5 protein-coding genes are annotated in these 3,639 nt (G+C 68.8%); all 5 read left to right on the top strand.

What is annotated here, in order from left to right; genetic code table 11:
• Positions 1 to 594, top strand: a 594-nt coding sequence (locus VF536_RS27155) for a hypothetical protein (protein WP_331618064.1), incomplete at its 5' end; no start/stop codon positions are given.
• Complete coding sequence (locus tag VF536_RS27150) at positions 591 to 2,009, top strand: hypothetical protein (protein ID WP_331618063.1); 1,419 nt, start codon at positions 591 to 593, stop codon at positions 2,007 to 2,009. The genes VF536_RS27155 and VF536_RS27150, both read left to right, overlap by 4 nt.
• Positions 2,006 to 3,082: a hypothetical protein gene (locus VF536_RS27145; protein ID WP_331618062.1), complete on the top strand. Its 1,077-nt coding sequence runs from the start codon at positions 2,006 to 2,008 to the stop codon at positions 3,080 to 3,082. The genes VF536_RS27150 and VF536_RS27145 overlap by 4 nt, the downstream gene beginning before the upstream one ends.
• Before the next feature lies 1 nt (position 3,083).
• Positions 3,084 to 3,449, top strand: a complete 366-nt coding sequence (locus tag VF536_RS27140; protein ID WP_331618061.1) for a phage head closure protein — start codon at positions 3,084 to 3,086, stop codon at positions 3,447 to 3,449.
• Positions 3,439 to 3,639: HK97 gp10 family phage protein (locus VF536_RS27135; protein WP_331618060.1), on the top strand; the 201-nt coding region annotated here is incomplete at its 3' end. The genes VF536_RS27140 and VF536_RS27135, both read left to right, overlap by 11 nt.

Genomic DNA, 3,639 nt, shown 5'->3' with positions numbered 1-3,639 from the left:
CTCGCGTTCTGCGCGGCGACGGACCGCGCCGTCGGCAACCTGCCTCGCACGAGGACCAGCCCGAACCCGCAGGACGACCTGGGCTATTACCAGGGGAATAGTCCGGTCCGCAACAGCCTGGACGCGACCCTCGGCTCACCTGTGCGCGCGGATCAGTGCCAAGCGTGGACGCCGATTAACGAGGACGTCTACCTGGCCGTGGCCAACGACGGCTCCGGCGGTGTGGTCTACGGAACGCTCGACATCAAGCTCCTCACGCGCCCGAGCGGCGCCGCCAAGCCGATCGTCAACGGCATGCCTTCGAGCGGGGACCATCCCGCGATCTGCTTCATCCCGCAGCGCAGCGACGGACGCTGGCCGGGGGGCAAGGTGCTGCGGCGCCTCAACGACGGCATCGGCACCTGGCGAATCATCGATTGGGCGACCAAGACGGAAAGCGCGTGGACGCCTGCCGGACTGCCGCCGCCGTTCGCGGCCCAGCCTGGCGGCTGGTGCTTCCTCTACACGCGGCACGACGGCCAGTCCTTCGTCATCTACATCTCGGCCGTCGACGACACGTCCGACGCCGTCTACGTCATGAGGGTCGGGGCATGAGCACCAAGGTACGCGACGAACTCAACGGCACGGGGAACCTGCAGGAGCACGTTCCCGACGTCGGAAACGGCACCCCGTGGGTGCAACTCGGCACGCCTGACTCCGCCACCGGCTTCGGCAACATCACGTTGAACGGCCTGGGCGCGGCGAGCTACCAGAACGCCAATCGTGTCGCCTACGAGCGGTCCGAGACGATGAAGAACGGCTACAGCGAGCTGGGCGGCGTCGAATGGGCCGACGGAACCTTCAAGTGCGGTATCGGCGTGCGCAAGCAGTCTGACGGCTCGCGCTATTCGTGCGGTGGGCAGGACGGCGGGTCGACCACGATCTACCGCAACAACGCCGGCACGTGGACGCCGCTCGTGACCAACGGTCTCGGGTATCCAAATCGAAGCACCGCGCTGCGTGTGGAGGTCTCCGGCGACAACCCGGTCGTCATCACGATGAAGGCCGGATCGACGACGCTGTGCACCTTCAACGACACGTCCCCCAACCGGATCACGACGGCGGGGAAGATTCAGTTCGAGATCGAGGGATCGAGCACTGCCATCTCGTACTACGAACTGGAGGACACCGACGGAGCGGGCAGCGCGCCCAGCATCACCGCGCAGCCCAGTAACCAGTCGGTGGTCACGCCGGCGACGGCCACCTTCAGCATCACGGCCACCGGCGCCACGGGCTACCAGTGGCAGCGCAGCACCAACGGCGGCTCGTCGTTCTCAGACATCTCCGGCGCGACGTCGAGCAGCTACACCACGCCACCTACCGCGGTGAACGGAGGTAGCGCCAACAACGGCGATCAGTACCGCTGCATCGCCAGCAACGGCACGGGTCCGACTACCTCGAGCGCCGCGACGCTGACCGTGACGTCCGGGAACTCGGTCCCTGTGTTCTCGGCGCACCCGGCCAATCAGAGCGTCGCCGTCGGTGCGACGCCGACCTTGACGGCCACGTCTACCGGGAGCCCGACACCGACGTCGCAGTGGCAGCGCAGCACGGATGGCGGCACTGTCTGGTTCGACATCCCCGGCGCCACGAGCTCGAGCTACACGCTGCCCGCAGTCGCGCTGAAGGGCGGCAACGCGGCCGCGGGCGACCGCTTCCGGCGCAAGGATACGAACGTGGCGGGAAGCCAGGTGAGCAACGCCGCGTCGCTGACCGTGATTGGCGGCGCCGCCTCGATGACCAGCCAGGGATTCGGCCGCAACAACGGCGCCGCCTCTGGCGCAAGCTCCCTGGTTTGGGCCAAGGTGGTCAACATCACCACGGGGGAGGACGTGACGCCGATCTTGACCGGGCTCACGGTCAACTCGTCCAGCCAGGTCACGCTCGCGGGATTGCCCGCGGGGACCTACGTGGTCTTCTGGAGAGAGGCCGGTGACCGGTACGGCTGGGGCCTGGGGGTCGCGGCATGACCTGGCGCTCTGATAGCACCCAGCTGATCCCCGGCTGCTGGGTGTCCTCGCGCTATGCCGGTCACGGCATCACCGGCGCGGCCATGCGCGCGGCGACCGGCGAGGGGCAGGATGGCCCCGGCCTGGGTTACGACGAGTGGGACGGCAGCGCGGACGACACCGCCGAGTTCCGCTGGACCATTGCCACGCCGCTCAGCGCAGGCGTTCTGGTGCTCGAGGAGGATGGCAGCGGCGGCTCTACGGACGCGCTGCCCGACGGCCTGCATAGCGCGGCGATCCAAACCTGGTGCAACGGTGTGGCGCTCGGAGCGCCCCAACCGCTGACGGTGCAAGTCGGGGAGGGCGGCGAGACGCCGGAAGCGATCACGATGGTCGTGGCTGGCCAGGAGACGGGACACGACGTCGCGTCGTTCTCGATCACCGTGCAGGCGCCGGTAGAGCCGGTCGATCCGATCACCGTCGCGGTCGCCGGCGTCGAGCAGGGTCACGACGCCTTTCATGCCGTTGTCAGCGTCGGCCCGGCGCAAGGAGGATGGATGGAACCCGTCACCGTCGAGCAGGCGGCGCTCGCGGCGCGCGTGGATGAGGTCGACGAGCTGTACGACCTCATTGCGACGCTGATCACCACCGCGCGCGAATCGGCCGAGCACATCACGGGCCGCTTCTACCGGACCGGTGTCTACGTCTGGGACGGCATGAACTGGCCCACCGTGGTGCTGCAGGTCGTCGACGTGACGTCGGCGAAGGTCACTTACTGGAACGGCACGGCGATGGTCGAGCTCGCGAGCGGTGCATACGTGTGCACGCCGGCAGTGGGCAGGCCCGGCACCGTCTTCGCTCCCGCCATCGGCCAGGCGCTGCCGCAGCTCGCGTCGATCGCCGCCGGCGCCCGCGTGCGCATCGAGCTCACGGTGAACGTAGATCCGCTCACAGTGCCGGCTTCGGTGCAGACGTACATCAAGGCGCAGGTGAGCGCCTGGCTGAAGAACCCCGAAGCCCTCACCGCCGCGGCGGTTGCGGCCAATCCGCTTTACGAGCGCCTGCTGGATCGGCAGCGCATCTACTTCCACTGACATGACCGAACGCATCTACAGCGCGGGTCAGCTGACCCAGAAGGTTCAGTTCGAGGTCCGCAGCTCCGTCGAGGACGCCCTAGGCGAGGTCAGCGGCGAGTGGGTCAACGACGGTCTGCCGGTATGGGCCCGGGTCAAGCCGCTGCGCGGTGGGGAGCGAATCCAGGCCGGCGCGCTGCAGCAGCCGGTCGACACGCTGGTGGTCGTGCGCTTCAGCTCGTCGCGGACCGACCTGGACATCATGGCGCGCAACCTGCGCATCCGCTGGAAGGGGCGGGTGCTCGGCATCACCGCCGCCGTGCTGGCCGAGGGCGGGCGCGAATGGATCGAGATCCAGTGCAGCACGGGGGCGGCCGATGTCCGGTGAGCTGGACGCCGTGTGGCGCGGCATCGACGAGTGCAAGGCGCGCCTGGTCGCGCTGCCCGACAAGCTGCGCCGGCGCGTGCTGCGCAACGCGCTGGCCGCGGGCGCTCGCATCGTGCGCGACGAGGCGAGGCGCGCGACGCCGCTGCTGCGCGAGCCGCATCCGTATCGCAAGCGCGGCACCGTGCGTGAC

This window comes from Roseateles sp., assembly GCF_036486225.1.
In the GTDB taxonomy this organism is placed as follows: Bacteria; Pseudomonadota; Gammaproteobacteria; order Burkholderiales; family Burkholderiaceae_C; genus Roseateles.
This window is presented reverse-complemented; position numbering and strand designations above follow the sequence as displayed.

What these genes read in the sequence shown, in the direction of transcription:
- VF536_RS27150 (WP_331618063.1), top strand. Translation starts at nt 591, where the DNA reads ATGAGCACCAAGGTACGCGACGAACTCAACGGCACGGGGAACCTGCAG.
- VF536_RS27145 (WP_331618062.1), top strand. Translation starts at nt 2,006, where the DNA reads ATGACCTGGCGCTCTGATAGCACCCAGCTGATCCCCGGCTGCTGGGTG.
- VF536_RS27140 (WP_331618061.1), top strand. Translation starts at nt 3,084, where the DNA reads ATGACCGAACGCATCTACAGCGCGGGTCAGCTGACCCAGAAGGTTCAG.